17 protein-coding genes are annotated in these 19,686 nt (G+C 69.7%); 2 read left to right on the forward strand and 15 right to left on the reverse strand.

Translation table 11 applies throughout. The annotated features are described in order from the left end of the window. Window position 1 precedes the first annotated feature (1 nt). Complete coding sequence (locus R3A49_03550) at window positions 2-361, reverse strand: DUF948 domain-containing protein (protein MEZ5169803.1); 360 nt, start codon at window positions 359-361, stop codon at window positions 2-4. Continuing rightward, entirely contained in the window at window positions 348-1,727 is a 1,380-nt protein-coding gene (locus R3A49_03555) for a replication-associated recombination protein A (GenBank protein ID MEZ5169804.1), read from the reverse strand. Before R3A49_03555 ends, R3A49_03550 begins: the two co-directional genes overlap by 14 nt. Before the next feature lie 200 nt (window positions 1,728-1,927). Here R3A49_03555 and R3A49_03560 point away from each other — a divergent pair, with 200 nt between their 5' ends. Together R3A49_03560 and R3A49_03565 are read left to right on the forward strand one after the other, a co-directional pair. Continuing rightward, complete coding sequence (locus R3A49_03560) at window positions 1,928-2,587, forward strand: SigE family RNA polymerase sigma factor (GenBank protein MEZ5169805.1); 660 nt, start codon at window positions 1,928-1,930, stop codon at window positions 2,585-2,587. 1 nt (window position 2,588) lies between these two features. Further along, on the forward strand, window positions 2,589-3,272 hold the full coding sequence (locus R3A49_03565) for a hypothetical protein (protein ID MEZ5169806.1): 684 nt from the start codon (window positions 2,589-2,591) through the stop codon (window positions 3,270-3,272). 205 nt (window positions 3,273-3,477) lie between these two features. Here R3A49_03565 and R3A49_03570 read toward each other — a convergent pair whose 3' ends face one another. The 13 genes from R3A49_03570 to ruvC form a co-directional block, all read right to left on the reverse strand. Then, window positions 3,478-4,374, reverse strand: coding sequence for a hypothetical protein (locus tag R3A49_03570; protein ID MEZ5169807.1), 897 nt, complete (start codon window positions 4,372-4,374; stop codon window positions 3,478-3,480). Between the two features lie 138 nt (window positions 4,375-4,512). Beyond that, on the reverse strand, window positions 4,513-6,270 hold the full coding sequence (gene aspS / locus R3A49_03575) for an aspartate--tRNA ligase (protein ID MEZ5169808.1): 1,758 nt from the start codon (window positions 6,268-6,270) through the stop codon (window positions 4,513-4,515). Beyond that, window positions 6,260-7,552, reverse strand: coding sequence for a histidine--tRNA ligase (hisS, locus tag R3A49_03580; GenBank protein ID MEZ5169809.1), 1,293 nt, complete (start codon window positions 7,550-7,552; stop codon window positions 6,260-6,262). The genes aspS and hisS overlap by 11 nt, the downstream gene beginning before the upstream one ends. A gap of 89 nt (window positions 7,553-7,641) precedes the next feature. Continuing rightward, window positions 7,642-9,288: a hypothetical protein gene (locus R3A49_03585; GenBank protein ID MEZ5169810.1), complete on the reverse strand. Its 1,647-nt coding sequence runs from the start codon at window positions 9,286-9,288 to the stop codon at window positions 7,642-7,644. A 49-nt stretch (window positions 9,289-9,337) separates the two neighbouring features. Next, window positions 9,338-10,006: a prepilin-type N-terminal cleavage/methylation domain-containing protein gene (locus tag R3A49_03590; protein ID MEZ5169811.1), complete on the reverse strand. Its 669-nt coding sequence runs from the start codon at window positions 10,004-10,006 to the stop codon at window positions 9,338-9,340. Then, on the reverse strand, window positions 10,003-11,379 hold the full coding sequence (locus R3A49_03595; protein MEZ5169812.1) for a hypothetical protein: 1,377 nt from the start codon (window positions 11,377-11,379) through the stop codon (window positions 10,003-10,005). The genes R3A49_03590 and R3A49_03595 overlap by 4 nt, the downstream gene beginning before the upstream one ends. A 141-nt stretch (window positions 11,380-11,520) precedes the next feature. Beyond that, window positions 11,521-13,773 carry a bifunctional (p)ppGpp synthetase/guanosine-3',5'-bis(diphosphate) 3'-pyrophosphohydrolase gene (locus R3A49_03600; GenBank protein ID MEZ5169813.1) on the reverse strand — a complete coding sequence of 751 codons (2,253 nt, stop codon included), beginning with the start codon at window positions 13,771-13,773 and terminating at the stop codon, window positions 11,521-11,523. An 83-nt stretch (window positions 13,774-13,856) separates the two neighbouring features. Further along, window positions 13,857-15,302 carry a protein translocase subunit SecF gene (gene secF, locus R3A49_03605; GenBank protein ID MEZ5169814.1) on the reverse strand — a complete coding sequence of 482 codons (1,446 nt, stop codon included), beginning with the start codon at window positions 15,300-15,302 and terminating at the stop codon, window positions 13,857-13,859. Further along, complete coding sequence (gene secD / locus R3A49_03610; protein ID MEZ5169815.1) at window positions 15,299-16,918, reverse strand: protein translocase subunit SecD; 1,620 nt, start codon at window positions 16,916-16,918, stop codon at window positions 15,299-15,301. Before secD ends, secF begins: the two co-directional genes overlap by 4 nt. Before the next feature lie 6 nt (window positions 16,919-16,924). Then, window positions 16,925-17,254, reverse strand: a complete 330-nt coding sequence (yajC, locus tag R3A49_03615) for a preprotein translocase subunit YajC (GenBank protein MEZ5169816.1) — start codon at window positions 17,252-17,254, stop codon at window positions 16,925-16,927. Between the two features lie 137 nt (window positions 17,255-17,391). Then, a complete protein-coding gene (gene ruvB / locus R3A49_03620) occupies window positions 17,392-18,420 on the reverse strand; it encodes a Holliday junction branch migration DNA helicase RuvB (protein ID MEZ5169817.1) in 1,029 nt (342 codons plus the stop codon). Then, complete coding sequence (gene ruvA, locus R3A49_03625; protein ID MEZ5169818.1) at window positions 18,421-19,011, reverse strand: Holliday junction branch migration protein RuvA; 591 nt, start codon at window positions 19,009-19,011, stop codon at window positions 18,421-18,423. It abuts the gene before it with no gap. After that, a complete protein-coding gene (gene ruvC, locus R3A49_03630; protein ID MEZ5169819.1) occupies window positions 19,008-19,682 on the reverse strand; it encodes a crossover junction endodeoxyribonuclease RuvC in 675 nt (224 codons plus the stop codon). Before ruvC ends, ruvA begins: the two co-directional genes overlap by 4 nt. Window positions 19,683-19,686: the final 4 nt, after the last annotated feature.

The following is a 19,686-nucleotide window of genomic DNA, read 5'->3' on the forward strand; positions in this document are numbered from 1 at the left end:
GTCACTCCTCGTCGCCCCGGAGCTTACGCACCGCCTTGCCGACGCCCGTCCCGAACGACAGCGCCTTGACGGCCGGGCTCGAGAACGTGAGATAGGCGAGCCGTGACGCCGAGTCGAAGGTCTGGGACACGGTCTCGGCGGTCGAGAGGAGCGTGTCGAGCTTGTCGAGCTCGGTCTGGGCCTGCGCCACGGTCTCGCGCATCTCCCTGACCGCCGGCAGGGCCTCCACGCGCATCTCCTCGACGGCGGACCGCAGCGCACGCAGCGTCCGGCTCAGCGTCGTGAGCGTCACGAGGAGGCCGCCCACCAGGATCAGCACCGCCAGCGACGTGACGACCGCCGCCCACTCACCTGCGTCCATCGTGGTGCCCTCCCTCACCGTCGGTGCCTTCGGCCGTGTCGGTCGGGCCGACGGGCTGCCCGTCGGCCGCGGCGTCGATGTCCGCACCACGGCCCGTGGGCCGGTAGTAGCGGTGGCCGTCGACCTCGGGTGGACGGTACCGCTGTTCCACCCGGCCGTCCGGGTGATCGTGCGGGTAAACGTAGCCCTCACCGTGGCCCAGTGCCGCCGCCCCCCGGTAGTGCGAGTCCCGCAGGTGGTCGGGAACCCCGCTGCTCGATGTGTCGGTGATGTCGGCGCGCGCCGCTACCAGGGCCGTGGTCACGGAGTTCGACTTCGGGGCCCTGGCCAGGTGCACCACGGCGTGCGCGAGGTTCAACTGGGCCTCGGGGAGGCCGACGAACTCCACCGCCCGCGCCGCGGCGTCGGCCACGACGAGAGCCATCGGGTCGGCCATCCCGACGTCCTCGCTGGCCAGGATCACGAGGCGGCGGGCGATGAGGCGGGGGTCCTCACCCGCCTCCACCATCCGGGCCAGCCAGTACAGCCCCGCGTCGATGTCGCTTCCCCGGATGCTCTTGATGAACGCCGACAGGACGTCGTAGTGCTCGTCGTCGCCGTAGCGCAGTGCCCGCGTCGCGAGCGCCGCTTCGGCATCGGACAGCAGGATCTCCGAGCGCTCCGCTTCGCGGGCGAGGCCTGCTGCGACGTCCAGCGACGTGAGGACGTTGCGCCCGTCACCTTCGGCCCGGTCGACCAGGTGATCGAGGGCGTCCTCGGCGATCACGAGGCCGGTGTCACCGAGACCGCGCTCGGAGTCCTCGAGCGCGCGCTTCACGAGAGCTCGAAGGTCGTCGCCACCGAGCGGCTCGAGCCGGAAGAGGCTGGAGCGTGACAGGAGCGGGGCCGTGAGCGAGAAGTAGGGGTTCTCGGTCGTGGCCCCCACGAGAACGAGGAGGCCCTCCTCGACGTGCGGCAGGAGGGCGTCCTGTTGGGACCGGTTGAAGCGGTGCACCTCGTCGAGGAACAGGATCGTCCCGTGCCCCCGCTCCCCGAGGCGCGCACGGGCGGCCTCGGCGACCGCGCGTACGTCCTTCACCCCGGCGGTGACAGCCGACAGGGCCTCGAACGCCTGCGAGGTCTCGCGTGCGATGAGGCGGGCGAGGGTGGTCTTGCCGGTCCCGGGCGGTCCCCAGAGGATGACCGAGGTGAGCCGGTCGGACGCCAGCAGCACACGAAGCGGGGCGTCGGGGCCGATCAGCTGGGCCTGGCCGACGACGTCGTCGAGGGTGCGGGGGCGCAGTCGGGCCGCCAGCGGAGCCCGCCGGGACAGCTCCGATTCCGCCTGGGCGCTGAACAGGTCGGACGAACCCCGCGACGCGCTCACCGGCCGATCGTAGGCCGGATGTGGGGCCAGGGGCCGACGGGTAACAGGCGAACGCTGAGAGTGCTATAGTCTGCACGCTGAGTGTACGAAGTGCGGGGTTCGCGAACTTTCTCTCGAGGCCGTGTCAACCCGTCGGGAGGCCGGCACGTGTACCGGGTATGGCAGCCACATCCCTCTCCGCGACGCTACCGTCGCTACCGATGAGCCCGGCCCCCTTCCGCACCGGGCCCCCGGGGCCCCCGACGCCGACGGTCGACGTCGATGCCACCGTCGAGGTGGATCTCGTGGCCGAGGAGGCCCGTGAGGCGGCGCCCGACACCACGGCGATGGCGCTGTCGTTCGACGAGGCCTTCGAGAATCTCCACGCCCGCGCCTACCGGGTCGCGTACCGTCTCGTGGGCCGGCGTGCCGAGGCCGAGGACATCGCCCAGGAGGCTCTCGCTCGCGCTCTCACGCGCTGGAAGAAGGTCTCGAATCACGCCGAGCCCTGGGTCGTGCGGGTCGCCTCGAACCTGGCGATCGACTGGTGGCGAACGAGCCGGCGTCTGACGGGCCTCGACGACGAGACCTCGGGTCTGCCGGCGGGCGGCACCATCTCGACCTCACTCGACTCGGAACGCGTCGACCTGGTACGTGCTCTGCGCACCTTGAGCCGCCGCCAGCGCGAGGTCGTCACGCTGCGTTACATCGCCGATCTGTCCGAGCGTGACGTCGCCCTTCAGCTGCGCTGCTCGGCCGGCACCGTGAAGACGCACGCATCCCGGGGCCTGGCGGCCCTGCGTGCCACGCTCGCCGAATCGGACGGACCGGACCCCACATCGGCGGGCTCCGACACGGAATCTGCCCGGATCGAGGCCTGACATGTTCGAAGACCTGGACGACACCCACCCGCCGCAGGCCGGCCCCGAGACGGTCGCAGCCGTGCACAGCCGCTCCGCGCAGCTGCGCCGGCGGAGCATGCTCGCCCGGAGCGCCGCTGCCGCCGCCGTGGTGGTCGGGCTCGTCGGGGTCACGGCGGGCGTCTCCGCTCTCGCCTCAGACGATTCCGCACCCACCGACGCCGCCGCCAGCGCGCAGGAGAGCACGGATCCGGGCGCACCCGAGGTGATCACGCCCCCACCGAGCACCGCGCCTCCCACGACCGCTCCTCCGGTCACCGCGCCCACCGAGGTGGCCGGTGAGCAGGTGGAGGCACCGGCCCCGACCGAGGCGCCGACGCCTTCGGCACCGCAGGCCGAGTCGCCGACGCCTCCCCCGCCTGCTCCCGGTGGCTACAGCGGCACGGTCGTGGTCCCGGACGGGTGGACGGTGAGAGTCACCGTCTCGGGCCCCGGCGGATCGTGGACACACCCGGGCCTCACCAACGGAGCCGGCTTCGCCCAGGGCAACGTTGCGTCGGGGAGCTACCACCTGTCCTGGACAGCGGTCAGCGCCCCCGCCCCGCCGGGTGAGGGTGGTACCGACATCGGAACCGCCACACGCGCCGGCCAGCAGAACTTCACGGTGACGTCCGGCCGGACCGCCACCGTCACGGTCTACGTCTGAGGCGAGGATTGGTGACGCAGGTATCCTGCGTCACCCGAGCCGTGGCCCGAGCGGCCCGGCGCCACCCGAGACGAGGGCACGCGGCGTAGGTATCCTGCGCCGCCCGAGTCGAGGCGACGAACAAGGGCGCCAAGAGCGGATAGAGGAGGCCCGCACGACTACGGGTCCAGGAGCTCAAGGAGCTTCGTCGTCGCGCGTGGTTCGGTCAGGAATGGGGTGTCCGGGACGTCAACCGGAACTCACCTTCTTCGGTGTAGATGATGTCGCCGATCGGAGACGGTGACGCGACGCGGGTGTCGTGGGTGGAGCGAAGCAGTAGACCATCGGCGACATCGAACCACTCGTGAGTGTCCTCGGTGCCGGTCTGGTCTCCCGACAGCTCCCGATACTCCCGGTAGTGGAGTGAGGCGACCTCCTCACCACCGATCTCGATCTGTTCGATTCCGACGAAGGTGTTGGTGCCGGCGGCTGTGACCTGCGTGCCCCGACCCTCACTCCCACCGTCGCACGACGCATCCCATGACTCGCCGGGCTCTGCGTTCACGCGGATGACCTGGATCGGAGGATCGCACGTGAACTCGGTTGTGTCGCCGACATGGGCGGCCACGAGGTCGAAGCTCTGGTGGAGAGGGCCGCCGAGGTCGAGGAGCTGGTCCCCCGAGGGGCAGTACTTCTTCACCTGCCAGTGGTTGGTGCTGAAGTCGATCCGGAAACTCCAGCAGCCGTCCGTTTCCCGCGTCACGGTGGCGGGAATCGTCGGTCCCCACTCCTGGTTGGTCCCGAGCAGCGACAGCCGTTCGGTGCCGGAACCCTCGTAGGTGTACACGCCGGTGGCCGGCTGGAGGAACCCGGCGGTCTCGGTGCCGCCGCCCTCCTCCTCGCGGTAGCGCTCGACCGCATCCTGCGTGGACACCTCCTCGGGACCCCGGTTGGCCCAGAGAACGGCGAACACGCCGACGCCACCTGCGAACACCACCAGAACCACGATCAGGATCACGCGCCGGGGTCTCCGGTACCAGGGTCGACGGGAGGAGGCTGTTCCGGCGGGTTCGTGGATCTGCTCGTCCGCGTCGGCAGAGCCGCCCGGACGGTCGCCTGCCATCAGTCCTGCTCCTTCTCGCTCTTCTCTCGCTCTTCTCTCGCTCTTCTCTCGAGGTCGGCTGACGTGGCGTTTCCTCCCGCCGACGATCATCGCACGGTCGTCGTCACGTGCGGGTGATCAGGTCTGGTTCCCGGCCGGTCAGGGCCGCGGACCGACGTCGGGACGGAACTCCGACAGCACGGAGATTCCGACATCCCCGAGCTGCGTGTCGTCGACGGGCGCAGGCGCACCGGTGAGCGGGTCGCTCCCGGTCTGGGTCTTGGGAAAGGCCACGACGTCACGCAGTGAGTGCTCCCCGGCCAGGATCATGGCGAGGCGGTCGATGCCGAACGCGAACCCGGCGTGGGGTGGCACGCCGTAGCGGAAGGCGTCGAGCAGGAACCCGAAGCGGCTCTGGGCCTCGGCTTCATCGATGCCGAGAGCCTGGAAGCAGCGTTGCTGGAGCACACGGTCGTGGATTCGCACGGAGCCCGATCCGAGCTCGAAGCCGTTGCACACGAGGTCGTAGGCGAGTGACCGGACCGCGAGCGGATCGGATTCGAGCAGGTCGACGTCGTCGGGGTGAGGCGCCGTGAAGGGATGATGGGCCGAGCGGGCGACACCGTCGGCGACGCCCTCGAAGAGGGGGAAGTCGACGACCCAGCAGAGGTCGAGGGGGACGTCCGTACGCTCGGGACGGCCGAGCTCGAGGCGGAGCGCGCCGAGCACCCTCTGGGCGAGGCGCCTGTCACCGTCGGCCACGATCAGGAGGAGATCGCCCGCCTCCGCACCGGTCGTCGACCGGAGCCCGAACTGCTCGTCGGCGGAGATGAACTTCGCGACCGGCGATTCGAGCTCGGTGTCGCGCACCCGCATCCACACGAGACCGCCTGCGCCGAGGGTCTGGGCGGTGTCGGTCCACGCGTCCAGCGCCGAGCGCGACGTGTCGGCCCCACCCGCGAGGCGAATCGCCACCACGTACCGTCCGGAGAACGCCCGGAACTCGGCGTCGGCGAAGAGCGCCGAGCAGTCGTGCAGCTCCGTGCCGAAACGACGGTCGGGCTTGTCCGTGCCGTAGCGGGTCATCGACTCCTCCCACGTGATGCGGTCGAAGCGGGCCGGTCGTGACCCGGTGATCTCCTCCACGGCCGAGACCACGGCCTGCTCGATGACGTCCATGACGTCGTCGGGGCCCGCGAACGACATCTCGGTATCGAGCTGTGTGAACTCGGGAGCCCGGTCGGCCCTGAGATCCTCGTCGCGCCAGCAGTGTGCGATCTGGAAGTAGCGGTCGACACCGCCCACCATGAGGAGCTGTTTGAACAACTGGGGTGACTGCGGCAGCGCATAGAACGAGCCGGGCTGGAGCCTGCTCGGCACGAGGAAGTCGCGCGCGCCCTCGGGCGTGGAGCGCGTCAGTGTGGGTGTCTCGACGTCGACGAATCCCTGGGTCTCCATCGAGCGCCGGACTGCGGCAACGACGCGGGCCCGCAGTCGGAGGTTGCGCTGCATGCGCGCGCGACGAAGGTCGAGGTAGCGGTGACGGAGGCGGAGGGCCTCGTCGACCTCGATCCGGTCGTCGACCTGGAACGGCAGGGGCTCCGCGGCGCTGAGGATCTCGAGGGACTCCACGTCGACCTCGACCTCGCCGGTCGGCATGCTGTCGTTGACGGTGCCGGGAGGTCGGGCCCTGACCGTTCCCTCGACACGGATGACGAACTCGTTGCGCAGGGCGTGGCCGTCAGCGCAGCTCTCCCTCGACGGGTCGATCACGACCTGGGCGAGGCCCTCGGCGTCGCGCAGGTCCACGAAGATGACACTCCCGTGGTCGCGCCGGTTGGCGACCCAACCGCACAGGGCGACGCTCTCGCCCGTGTCGACCGGCCGCAGGGACCCTGCGTAGCGGCTACGCATCATGGGGGGTCTCCAGGCGTGTCTCGATCCAGGCGGCGACCTCGTCGCGGTCGACCTCGGTCTGATCGCCGGTGTCGAGGTTCTTCACGGCGACCGCGCCCCGGGACGCCTCGTCGGCACCGAGCATCACGCCGAAGCGTGCGTCGGACCGGTCGGCCTGGCGCCACTGGGCCTTCACCGAGCGTCCTCCGTACGAGCGGTCGGCACGGAGCCCGAGTGAGCGGAGCTCGTGGACGACCCGGACGGCCTCGAGGCCCCCGAGGGCGTCGACGACGAAGGCGTCGGGGCGTTGCACCCTCGAACCGACGACACCCTGCGCGTCGGCGGCGAGCAGGAGGCGCTCGATGCCGATACCGAAGCCGATCCCGGGGGCGGCGGGGCCGCCCATCTCCTCGGCGAGCCTGTCGTAGCGACCGCCGCCGCCGATGGCGTCCTGTGCCGCGTCGAGATCCTCGACGGTGAACTCGAAGGTGGTTCCCGTGTAGTAGTCGAAGCCCCGGACCAGACGTGGGTCCAGTTCGTAGGGGATCGCCAGTGCGTCGAGGCCGCGCTGCACCCGCTCGAAGGAGTTCTGCGCAGCATCGCTCAGATACTCGGTGATCTGGGGTGCCCGCTCGATGATCTCGCGCCAGTCGCTGCGCTTGGAGTCGAGGACCCGGAGTGGGCTCGCCTCGACACGCTCGACGAAGTCACCACCCAGGCCGTCGGCGTGGTCGAGGAGGTAGGAGCGGAGAGCGGCGCGGTACGCGGGACGGCTCTCCTCGTCTCCCATGGAGTTGAGGCGAAGCCGGACATCCGACAGACCGATGTCGGTGAAGAAGCCGTGGGCCAGGTCGACGACCTCGACGTCGAGGTCGGGGTCGTCGACGCCGATGGCCTCGACGCCGAGCTGGTGGTGCTGGCGGTAGCGGCCCCTCTGGGGGCGCTCGTAGCGAAAGTGCGGCGCGACGTACCAGGCCTTCCAGGGAGGGGTGGGTCGGTGCTCAACGAACGCGCGGACCACCGGAGCGGTTCCCTCCGGGCGCAGTGCGAGCTCGCGTTCGCCGGCGTCGGTGAACGTGTACATCTCCTTGCGGACCACGTCGGTGCCCGCACCGACTCTCCGGAACACCTCGAGGTGCTCGAAAACCGGGGTGATGGCCAACCCGTAGCCGAAACGCTCGGCTCTCCGGGCGAATGCGGCGATGAGGCCCGACCAGCGCGACGACTCGGGCGACAGGACGTCGTGCGTGCCGGTGGGCGCCCGGAACGCGTCGGGGTTCGGGGGTCGTGGGGTGTCGGGCACGGCCCGGATGCTACCGGTCGCCCCCGTACGTTCCTGTTCTCAATCCGCTGGTTCCGCCTGCGGGCGCTGACCACGCCCGGACTCCCCGCTCACTGCGCCGGTTCCGAGACCTCTGCCCAGGTGGCCACCGACCACGACGCCGCGACGGGGTCGAGGAACTTCGGTGGCTGGAGGTACTGGAGCCGCGTGTCGTACACGTACTCCTTGTCGTAGCCGCTCCCGCTCGTCGTGCCCACGGGGCCGCGGAAGCGCTGGGCGATGACGCCCGTGACGTTGAGGTCCCCCAGCCCCTTGCTGTACGGCCTCGCCCACTCCTGCACGAGGAAGGAGTGCTGCACCGACAGGATCGCCGCATCGACCCGCGCGTCCTCGAACGGGTCGTTCTTGTCCGACTCGAGCGGTGTTCCCTGGTTCGTGACGACGTCGACGTTGTCCCAGCAGTACCACCAGTTGCTCCCCTGGTACGAGCAGTACCGGTGGCTGTTGGAGGGGTTTCCGCCGCCGTAGATCCAGTAGCCCTCGATGGGGTGGTACACCTCGACGAAGTTGTTGGCCACGAGGCCGAGAAGATCATCACCCGCCACGCCGTCCTCGTAGGTCGTGTGCCACACGATCGTCACGTCGTTCTCGGCCGCAATCGTCAGCTGGCCGTCGAGAGTCCCCTGCACGAAGGCATCACCGCTCTTGCAGCTGTAGCTGTTGTACTCGTCGTCGTCCTGGGGGTAGCCCAACGGGTGCGAGCTGCATCCCGCGTGAGCGTGCCCGGTCGGGACGTTCTCGATGAACACCACACCGTTGGCCGGTAGCGGCATCGTGTCGCCGGTGTCGAGATCGCTCGTCCAGCAGTTCTGTGAGGTGTCGTCGGAGAACGGGCTGAGGACGGTCATCGTGCCGTCGGCGTTCATCTCGATGCTCGTGGGTCCGGTGAAGAGGCACCCCTGGCCGCCCTGGTCGACATCGGCCTCGGCACGCAGCGCCGTGTTGCTCGGCGGCATCGTGAGGGGCGGCGCGAACGACGGGTCGCCGGGGTTGGCGAAGAACGGTGTGCTCACGGGATTGTCATCCCTCCAGAACTTCCCACCCGGGTCGTTCCAGCTCGTGGACGTGTCACCGAGGAACTGCGGGGTGCTCCGGATGAGGATGGCGTCGTTGGAGTGCAGCGGGCCGTTGATGACGTCGTTGCCGCCGAAGCGGATGTTCACGCACTGGCCGCTTCCTTCCGGGCGGCCGTTGTACCAGTACCTGGAACAGTTGGCCTGCGCCCAGGCCGGCGAAGGGCTGCCGGTGTAGGCGACGGGGTCGAGGGTCTCGAAGTCGGTGAAGTACAGGTAGTCGAGGAAGCTCCGCTTGCGCAGCGTCGCCTCGATCGTCCGCTCGACGTTGCGGAGCCGGCCGGTCGAGACGATGTTGACGGTGCCCGACGACAACACGTCGCTGCCGTCGATCTCGTAGTGGAACTCGGCCTCCTCGGAGCCACCCGGGATCTCCACCCAGCCGGTCAGGGCACCGTTGAGCGTGTCGAACGGTGGGTCGTCGGGATCGGAGCTCTGCCAGTAGTTGTTGTCCTGGTTCAACCGCAGCACGTAGTCGTCGATACCGGCCTCGGCGGCGGCGAGAGCCGCGTTCCAGTCCTGGTCGCGCCGCGACAGGTTCTGGGACCCCAGCCCGTATCCCACCGCCGCTGTCGCGACCGTCATCAGAACGAGTGTGGTGAGCACCACGGTGACCAGGGCCATACCGCTCTCACCGTCTGACGTGCACCCACGGTGCCGACGCGGGCTCATGTCACTGAACCTCCTGGTAGTCCACGTTGGGCAGGCGCACGCGGTTCTGGATCACCGTGGGGTTTCTCGCGAACGTGCTCTCCTTCTTGACGCTGATGCTGATGCCGATCGAGTGCACGGCGAGCCGTTGGGCTGTGGTGAGCGGCGTCGGACCGAGCTCGTCGCCGTCGCTGTCGTAGTACGTGAACATCGGGTCCGACGCGTCGTTGTTGACGAAGCGGCCGACGAGGCGGACCTCGGCGTCATCGGGGTCGTAATCGCTGTAGGCGTACGGTGCGGCCGCACCCGCACCGGCAATCGTCGTCGACTCCACGAGCTCGTCGCTCGCGCTGATGGAGATGTCGAGCAGGCGCGGGGCGGGTGTCGGGTTGAGGTTGGCGTAGAGCTCGAGATGGTTGGCGTCGGCAACGACGAACGGTGACGCTCCCGGAGCGGGCCGGATGGCCGTCCGAAGGTCCTTGCTCAGCGTGGCCATGAGGATGCGTCCCTCGCTGAGGTTCTGGAGACGTCGATCGGTTCCCTCCACGGCGTCGCGCAACGAGGCCACACCCGCGTAGACGAAGCCGAGGACCAGACTGAGGAGAGTGATCACGGCGAGCAGTTCGATGAGGGTCGACCCCCTCTCCGTTCCGCCGCGGCGGCGACGGTGTCGGAGCGAGGAGCGGGTCACGGCGCAAGCTCCACGACGACGTCGGCCGGCGGCGTGCTCGTCGGGTCGTTCACGGCCCCGGGCCACGACGAGGCCGGTGACTCACCCGACACCCGGATCTCCCACGTTCCGAACGGCAGAGCACCGTTGACTTGCCCAGTGGCGTCGGTCGTCCCCAGATCCAGCGTCTCTCCCGACTCGCAGCGGTCGTCAGCTGCGTGTACAGCCACGACGTTGACGGACGGGACAGCGGAGCCCGAGCGGGTGACGTCGACCTGAAGCGTCTCCATGTCGACCGTGCCCGCCGTCACCTGCCCCGGATCGGTGGGCAGCGACGGGGAGCGGACCCCTCCCACCCAGTACGGCCCACCGCCCACGAGGTCGACGCCCTCCGGGTCGGCGTCGGCGCAGGATCCGGCCCACGCCTGGTAGCCGTCGGAGAAGGGGAAAAGATCGGCGACCGTGCGGAGTGTCCCCGTGCCGTTCACGATCCGGGTCCCGAGCGGGAGGATCTGGTTGTTGCCGATGGTCAGGGGGACGTCAGCGGGGATGTTGCCACCGCCCGGAGCGGCAACGGCCAGCGACAGCGTTGCGGAGCGGTCGTAATCGAACTGCACGGAGCTGACCGTGCCCGACGTCACGGCCACGGTCTGACTCGGGCTCGCGACGCCCTGGCGGTCGACGAACGAGGCCGTCCCCATCGTGACGGTGTAGCTCCCGGGTGTCAGACCGGCAAAGAAGGCACACCCCACGATGCCGTTGTCGTCGATCGTCACCTGCTGCGGGGGGTTGTCGGGCCCCGACACGGTGACCGGGTGGCCGAAACCGGGACCGGCCTTGCGGTCGAAGACCCGCACGGCGATGTTCCCGAGCGTCGGGTCGAAGGCGCCGATGGGCGGCGCGAGAACCGTTTCGGAGGTGACAGGGTCGATGGTTCCCATGGCGGCCCACTCGACGCTCACGACGACCCTCAGCAGCCGGGGCGTCGTCGCACCGGTCGCTGCGATGTCACACGCCCCGGCCTCGGACTCCTGGTCGACCCACGACAGCTCGCGGGTCACCTCGTAGTCGACACCGTTGACCGCCACCGTCTCGGTCGTGAGCCCGAGATCGGTGATCGCGTCCTCGAAGGGCGCAGCCCGGAAGGCGTCGACCTGCTCGCTCGCCAGGTTGGCGGCGATGCTCCGATTGCGGTTGTTGCGCGCGAGCGTCAACCCGCTGCTCGTCATGGCGGCGATCCCGGTGATCACGATGGCGAAGAAGGCGATCGCGACGACCAGCTCGATGAGCGAGAAGCCGCCCTCGTCGGACACGGTCCGGTGTCGCCCGTGCGCGAAGAAACGGCGGTTGATGCGCGCGGCAACACTCGTGGCACGACGCCGTCCTCGACCCATGCGAGTCCGATCCCTTCTCCTCTCCCGGGTATCGGCCCGAAGGGCGGTCCGCCTTGAGGAATCGGTGCGGTGTGCCGCCGGGCGGCGCGTTCCCGGCGCCGGAGCGCCGCCACGTGGGGGTATTGGCCGGATATGTCGGAGTCAGCCGTGCTCGGCGGCGCGGCGGGCCGCCCCGGTACGGGGCGCCCCGGGCACGACGCGGTACACCTCGTAGATCCCCTCGATGCGCTGGAGAGCAGCGATGAGGGACTCGAGGTGGGCGGGCTCCGCGAGCTCGAACTCGAAGCGGAGGCGGGCCACCCGGTCAGTGGAGGTCTGGGTGTCTGCCGACACGATGTTCACATGGTGCTCGCTCACGACCTGCGACACGTCGCGCAGGAGAGCGGACCGGTCGAGTGCCTCGACCTCGACGGACACGACGTACGACCCCGTGGACTCCTGGTCCCACTCGACCTCGATGAGGCGGTCGGGCTGGGTGGCCAGACCCACCGCGTTCGCGCAGTCGGCACGGTGTACCGAGACCCCACGGCCACGGGTGACGAATCCGATGATCTCGTCGCCGGGTACGGGCGTGCAACAACGAGACAGGCGGACCATCACGTCGTCGAGGCCCTCCACGTGGACACCGGCGGGCGCCCGGCGGCGCAACGCCCGGGCCGGCCGCCGTGCCGTGACGGGCAGGTGCTCCGGACCACCTTCGAGCTCGCGGGCGACACGCTGGGCGATGCTCCGGCCCGAGACGTGCCCCTCCCCCACGGCGGTCTGGAGGGCGTCGACGTCGGCGTAGTTCATCGACACGGCGACCGTCTGCAACACATCGGACCCGGCGACCTGGTTCAGGGGTAGACCCTCGCGGCGGAACGCACGGGTGAGCTCGTCTCGCCCGGAGTCGCGGGCGTCCTCGCGGCGCTCACGCGAGAACCACTGCCGGATCTTGTTGCGTGCGCGGGGTGTCTTGACGAACTGGAGCCAGTCGCGGCTCGGCCCCGCGCCTTCCACGTCGCTCGTGACGATCTCGACGGTGTCGCCCGACACGAGGACGGTGTCGAGTGACACCAGGCGGCCCGTGACCCGTGCCCCGATGCAGCGGTGCCCGACCTCGGTGTGGATGGCGTAGGCGAAGTCGACCGGGTTGGCGCCCGCCGGCAGCGTGATCACCCGGCCCTTGGGCGTGAACACGAAGACCTCGTCCTTTTCGAGATCGACCTTCAGCGTCTCCATGAACTCGGCCGGATCGGCGGTCTCCTGCTGCCAGTCGACGATCCTCTGGAGCCAGGCCAGGTCCTCCTCCGGCGAGCGCTGCTCCTTGTAGCCCCAGTGGGCGGCGATGCCGTACTCGGCCCGGCGGTGCATCTCCTCGGTGCGGATCTGCACCTCGACGGGCTTGCCCTTCGGCCCGATCACCGTCGTGTGCAGCGACTGGTACAGGTTGAACTTGGGCATGGCGATGTAGTCCTTGAACCGCCCCTGCACGGGGGTCCACAGGGCGTGGATCGACCCGAGCGCCCCGTAGGCGTCCTTCACGGAGTCGACGATCACCCGGATCGCCACCAGGTCGTGGATCTCGCCGAACTCCTTGCCGCGCACGACCATCTTCTCGTAGATCGACCAGTAGTGCTTCGGGCGACCGACGACGTCGGCGTTGATCCCGAGCTCGGCCAGCCGGGCACTCACGGCCGCGAGGACCTCCTCGATCAGCTCCGCGCGCTCGGGCGATCGCGTGAGCACCATGTGCTCGATCTCGGCGTAGCGGCGTGGATGGAGCACGGCGAACGCAAGGTCCTCGAGCTGCCACTTGACGTCCTGGATACCGAGCCTGTGGGCGAGGGGTGCGTAGACGTCGATGGTCTCGCGGGCGATGCGCTCCTGTTTGAACTGCGGGAGTGACGCGATCGTGCGCATGTTGTGCAACCGGTCGGCGAGCTTGATGAGCAGGACGCGAATGTCGTTGGCCATCGCCACGAGCATCTTGCGCATCGTGGCGGCCTGCTGCTCCTCCTTCGACTCGAACTGGAGCCGGTCGAGCTTCGTGACGCCGTCGACGACGGCCGAGATGTCGGCGCCGAAGTCGTCGGTGATGTCGTCGAGCGTGAGGCTCGTGTCCTCGACGGCGTCGTGAAGCAGGGCGGCGGCCAACGTCGTGTCGTCGAGCCCGAGGTCGGCGAGGACGAGGGCCACACCGAGGGGGTGGGCGATGTAGGACTCGCCCGAGCGGCGGACCTGATCGGCGTGGGCCTCGCGGGCGACCGTGAATGCCCGTTCGATCAGCGCCGTGTCGGCCCGCTTGTGCTGCGCGCGGAACGCCTGGATCAGAGGGGCGATCTCGACATCGACGTGGTGACGCCGCCACGGGAAGGGCAGGCGCCGGTCGCCGCGGATCTCGGTGGTGCTCACGGTGTGCCCGCACGGGGCGGAACGCTCCCCACCTCACCAGTGTAAGAGCTGGGCGCCGGCGAGCCGATCTACCCGGCGACGGTTCAGCGGCGCTTCTTGCGGCGCTTCCTCTTCCGGCCTCGCGGCGCGATCGGGCTCGAGCTGTCCGGGCGCGTGCCTGGTGTCGCCGTACGCCGTGACGGGGAGTCCTCGACAGGCACGTCGCCGTGCGCGGCGCCTGTCGTGTCGTCGTGCATCTCCACGGAGCCGTGACCCTCGGGCTCCTCCGCGGCGTCCGTCGGCACCGCGTCGACTGCCGCGGACACGACGGCGTTGACCCGTTTCGGGCGGGCGGCCTCCCGGGCCTCGACCCGGTGGCGGAGATCCCGGTACCGCGGCTCGCGTTCCTTCCAGACCGCCAGGATCGGCGTCGCCACGAAGATCGACGAGTACGTACCGGCGATGATGCCGACGAAGAGCGCCAGCGCGAACTCGAGGATGGCGGGCGCGCCGAACACGTAGGTGCCCATGACGAGCAGGGACGTCACGGGAAGGATCGCCACGAGCGACGTCGACAACGAACGAGCGAGTACCTCGTTCATCGAGCGGTCGACGACATCCGAGTAGGTCTGGCGTCCCGACATCGTGAGGCGCGAGAGGTTCTCGTCGACCCTGTCGAACACAACGACGGTGTCGTAGAGGGAGAAGCCGAGGATCGTGAGAAAGGCGATGACCGTCGCCGGAGTGACCTCGAATCCCGTGACCGAGTACACGCCGACCGTGATCGCGATGTCGTGGACCTCGGCCAGCAGCGCCGACACAGCCATCTTCCAGTTACCCCGGAACCGCATGGTCAGGTAGAGCGCCACCGCGCCGAAGAACAGGACGAGGGCGTTGCGGGCCTTCTCGGCCACGGTCTTTCCGAACGTCGGGCCGACCTCCGAGATGCTCACGTCGCGGGGCTCCACACCGGCGTAGTCGGCCAGGGCCACCGCCACCTCCGTGGCCCCTCCGGAGCGGACCACGACGTCGATCTCGCCCGGCTCGACTCCCTCGACGGATCCGATGGCGTCGGTGAGGCGCTCCTGGTCGGACTCGTCGAGCTCCCGGGTCGCCGAGACCTCGATCACCGCATCGCCCTCCTCGACGGCGAGATCCAACCCGATCGACGCGGTCTGGGCATCGACGGCGTCGAGGGTGGGACCGGCCTCGTCGACGGTCACCGTGACGGTCGTGGCCCCGGGGTCGAGCTCCTCGGTCTGCACCCGGATCGTGTCGTCGCCGAGGATCGCGACCTTCGCGTCGGACAGGTCGAACCGGCCGAGTACGTCGCGGACGCCGCCGACGGTCGGGTCGGCGTTCTCGGACTTGACCAGGAAGGACGTGCCTCCTTCGAAGTCGATTCCGAGGTTGAGTCCCCGCGTGAACAACGACACGAGGCTGATCGCGAGGAGGACCAGTGACAGGATCCACCATCTCCACCGTCGTTCGACGAACGGATATGTCGTGGTCCCCTCGCCGACGGCGTGCATCGTCGACCGGATGCTCATCGACGTGCCTCTTCGGCCCGGAGCGCCGCCGCCAGACCGATCCAGCGTGCCTGCACCAGCTTCGGGCTCCGGGCGATCACCGCCACGAGAGGATGCATGAACGTGTAGGCCACGATGATGTCGAGCGCCGTCGACAGGAAGAGGAACAGTGCGAAACCTCTCACAGCACCGATCGCCAGCCAGTACAGGAGAGCCGAGCCGATCAGCGACACCGTGTCGGCCGTGATGATCGTACGGAACGACCTCTGGAAGCCCTTGTCGACGGCCGAGCGGATCGTCTTGCCGGTGCGGACCTCGTCCTTGAGCCTCTCGAAGTAGACGATGAACGAGTCGACGGTGACGCCGATCGACACGATGAGCCCGGTGACCCCCGCGAGGGTGAGAGCGAGGCCGATGGCGCCGGCCAGGTAGGCCACGAGGGCCCAGAGGGCGCCGGCCTCGACGACCAACCCCCCCAGCACGACAAAACCGAGGATCCGGTAGTACCACGTCATGAACAACGCCACGAGTGCGAGGCCGATGGCGCCGGCCCATATGCCCGCGACCAGCTGGTCCTGGCCCAGCGTGGGCGACACGGCCACCGCCGCCTCCTGCTCGAGAACGACCGGAAGCGAGCCGAATCGCAGGACCGTGGCGAGGTCCTTGGCGTCATCCTCGGAGAAGTCCCCGGTGATCTCGACACCCGAGCCGCTCGTGATCCCCGGGTTGATGACGGGCGCCGACTGCACGACACCGTCGAGGACGATGGCGACCTGCTGGCCCACCAGTGGCTCGGCGATCTTCGAGACGAACTCATCGCCCCCCTCGCTCGTGAAGTCGACGGTGACCACCCACGGGCCCGAGCCCGACTGCTGCTGGCCGGGTTGGAGGAACTGCGCACGGGCGGTGTCGACCGCGGTACCCGTCAGAACAGCGGGGCCCATCAGGAGCACCGACTCCTCCTCCCTGTCGGGGAGCGCGACGGTGCACTCGGCCAGATCCTCCTCGCGGGGCGTGATGCGGATCTCCGTGTCGTCGGGGCACGTCGTCCCGGCCTCCGCTCCGGGCTCCTGGGCACCCGGGTCGGCGGCGGCGTCGGCGGGTGCGGTCGTCGTGGTCGACTCGGCGGCCGGAGTCTCGGGTGCCGTCCCGTCGTCGGCCGTCGTCGTTGTCGATGATTCGGCCGGATCCTCAGGCGCGGTCTCGTCGCCGGCCGTCGTGGTCGTGGTGCTCCCCTCGGGCTCGGTGATCAGGACACCGTTCTCATCGAACGAGTCGATCGGCAGGGTCTGGATCACCGGGCGGAACCGCAGCTCGGCCGTCTGGCCGACGAGCTGCTCGGCCTTGTCGCGGTCCTTCACCCCGGGGAGTTGCACGACGATGCTGTCGCCCTCACGCGTGATCTCGGGCTCGGCGACCCCGAGGGCGTCGACGCGCTGACGGATGATGTCGACGGCCTGGTCGAGACCGTCGGCGTCCCAGTCGGAACCCTTGTCACCGACCGGGATGAGGCGGACCGAGATCCCGCCTTGGAGATCGAGGCCCAGCACCGGCTTGTTGCCGACGAGGATCGTCGCGGCGACAGCGGCGACGACGACGAGAATCGTCCCGAAGAGAAGAACCCGGTTTCGGCGCACAGAGAGCTACTCGAAGCTGTGAGCGTCTCCGTCGGCGCCCGACAGGTCGAGATCGTCCTCGACGTCATCGGGGCCGGCCTCGGGCTCGTCGCCCAGGCGCTGCGTGACCGAGGCGCGTGACACGCGAATCACGACGTCCTCGGCGATCTCCAGGTCGATCGTGGCCTCGTCGATCACGTCGATGCGCCCGTAGATCCCCGAGCTGGTGACCACTTCGTCGCCCTCCTCCAGAGCGGCCAGGAGCTCCTGGTGGGCTGCCATCTGCTTGCGTTGCGGGCGGATGATCAGGAACCAGAAGGCCGCGACCATCAGGGCCAGGAAGATCAGGGGTACCACGGGTCTACCTCGACAGGTTCGGAAGCGGTGGAGTGTGGAGTCATCGTACAGCCCACCCCGGCGGCAGCGGGCAGCGGGCACCCTTGAGGCGTCCGGAGCGCGCTCACCACGTGAGGCCGCCGACGTCTACTGACACATCAGAACAGGGCGTGGCCGGGGGAGGGGGGCTCGGGCAGGTCGAGACCGAGGTGCTCGAAGGCGGCGGGCGTGGCCATGCGCCCGCGGGGCGTGCGCTCCAGGAGGCCCTCCTTCAGGAGGAACGGCTCGTAGACGTCCTCGACGGTGTCGGGCTCCTCCGCGACGGCCACCGCCAGCGTGCTCAGCCCCACGGGGCGCCCGGCGAAGGTCACGCACAGCGCATGGAGGACGGCCCGGTCGACCTTGTCGAGGCCCCGGGCGTCGACCTCGAAGAGCGCCAGCGCGTCGCGGGCGATGTCGGCGTCGACGGTGCCGTCACCCCGGACCTGCGCGTAGTCACGCACCTGCTTGAGGAGCCGGTTGGCGATACGCGGTGTCCCCCGGCTACGGATCGCCACCTCGGCGGCACCCTCCTCGGCCAACGCCACCCCGAGGATGCCGGCGGTGCGCGTGACGATGGCGACCAGGTCGGCAGTCTCGTAGAAGTCGAGCCGCCCCACGAAACCGAAGCGGTCGCGCAGCGGGCCGGTGATGAGCCCGGTGCGGGTCGTGGCCCCGACCAGCGAGAAGCGTGGCAGGTCGAGGCGGATCGACCGGGCGGCGGGGCCCTTGCCGATCACGATGTCGAGTTGGAAGTCCTCCATGGCCGGGTAGAGGACCTCCTCGACGGGACGCGGGAGCCGGTGGATCTCGTCGACGAACAGCACGTCGCCGTCGTCGAGGTTCGTGAGGATCGCCGCCAGGTCGCCGGCGCGCTCCAGTGCGGGCCCACTCGTGGGTTGGAGACGTACCCCCATCTCGGCCGCGATGATGCCGGCCAACGACGTCTTGCCGGTGCCGGGCGGGCCGGCGAAGAGCATGTGGTCGGCCGCCTGCTCGCGGCCACGCGCCGCCTCCAACAGGACGGTGAGCTTCTCCTTGAGGCGCGCCTGCCCGACGAAGTCGTCGAGGCGACGCGGCCGCAACGACGTCTCCTCGGCCTGCTCCGCCGGCTCCGCGCTCCCTTGGAGAAGCTCCTCGCGGGACACTCAGGCCGACCTGACGTTGAGGAGCTGGAGCGCCTCGCGCAGGAGCTCCTCGACGGGGGCGTCTTCGGGGAGGCGCCCGACGACGTCGCGGATCTCGTCGGCGCCGTAGCCGAGCTCGGCCAGCGCGGCACGGACCTCCGCACGCGGCGTGACGGTACCCGGCTCACCGGCGGCGAGGTCGAGGTCGGGAACGTCGAGGCGCTCCTTCAACTCCACGAGCAGCCGCTTGGCCGTTCGTGGGCCGACCCCCGGGACGGCGGTGAGAGCACTCTGGTCGTCGTCGGCCAGGGCGCGCCGCAACGCGGCGGGTGGGTGGACCGACAGGATGGCCAGCGCCACCTTCGGACCGACACCGCTCGCACCGATGAGCGCCTCGAAGGTGTCGCGTTCGTCACGCGTCGGGAAACCGAAGAGCTCGATCGCGTCGTCGCGGACCTTCGTGTGGACGAAGAGAAACGTGGGGCCACCGGGCTCGAGTGAGGGAACAGCGCCGAGCGGCACGGCGACCCGGTAGCCGACACCGCCCACGTCGACGATGACCTCTCCCGTCGTGGTGCGCTCCAGCACCTCGCCACGCAGAGAGCCGATCACGCCGGCCCCCCGGCACCACCTGCTGTGCTGCGCGCCCCGGACGACGGGGCCCCGCCGGTGCCGTTGTCGCGTTCGACGGCGCGGCGTATCGCCGCGTCGAGACGTGAGGCTCCCCGCGATGTGGAGCTCGACGTCGACGTGGCCGCGCTCGGGACGAGCGACCGCATCCGTGCGCCCCACAGATGGGCGAGCGCCAGCGCCAGCGCATCGGCGGCGTCGGGCGGGCGGGGTGGCTCCTCGAGGCCGAGCATGCGGGCCACCATGTCCTGGACCTGGCGCTTGTCGGCCGCTCCGTGACCCGCCACCGCGAGCTTCACCTCGTTGGGGCTGTAACAGACGACCGGAACACCGCGGCACGCCGCCGTGGCTAGGGCGAGCCCGCTGGCCTGACCCACCGAGATGGCCGTGCGGACGTTGTTCTGGAACAGGACCCGTTCGACGGCGACCGACGCCGGGCGGATCTCGTCGAGCAGTGACTCGAGGTCGCCCTGGAGGGCGGCGAGGCGCTCCGGCAGGCCGTCGCCGGCAGGAGTCCGCAGCACGCCGTAGGCGACAGCCCGGGCGCCGCCGGCCTCGCGCCGCACCGCCCCGTAGCCGCAGCGCGACAGGCCCGGGTCGATTCCGAGCACCGTTCCGTCGGGACGGTGCCCGTCCGCCCCATGATCGAACATGGGT

It is taken from the genome of Acidimicrobiia bacterium, from assembly GCA_041394025.1.
Taxonomy (GTDB): domain Bacteria; phylum Actinomycetota; class Acidimicrobiia; order IMCC26256; family JAOSJL01; genus JAOSJL01.